This is a genomic window from Streptomyces sp. XY431, from assembly GCF_001279805.1.
Lineage (GTDB): Bacteria > Actinomycetota > Actinomycetes > Streptomycetales > Streptomycetaceae > Kitasatospora > Kitasatospora purpeofusca.
This window is the reverse complement of sequence record NZ_LGDO01000416.1, coordinates 1-272: the sequence shown is the minus strand read 5'-3', so window position 1 is coordinate 272 and position 272 is coordinate 1. Positions and strand designations below refer to the sequence as shown.

Here is a 272-nt window from a genome sequence, read left to right as displayed (position 1 = left end):
GGGCAGTTCGGCCACCAGGCCGGCCAGGTGAACGGTCAGAGCCGCCACCGTGTCGACGTCCCACACCAGGGTCGGCTCCACGGTCACACCCAGGTTGTCCTCGATGTCCCCGCACAACGCGAAGGCGTACACCGACTCCAACCCGTACTCGGCGAGCGAGACACCCGGATCGATCTCCCCCACCGGCGTCTCCAGGTAGTAGGACACCCGCTCCATCAACCACCGCTCGATGTCCTCGTCCGACACCCGCACACCCACTCCCCTGTCAGTCA

General features: G+C 66.5%; 1 protein-coding gene. It reads right to left on the bottom strand.

The features are described 5' to 3' along the window. A partial coding sequence (locus ADK60_RS27725) for an acyl carrier protein (RefSeq protein WP_234371293.1) occupies positions 1-246 on the bottom strand: 246 nt, incomplete at its 3' end. Positions 247-272 lie beyond the last annotated feature (26 nt).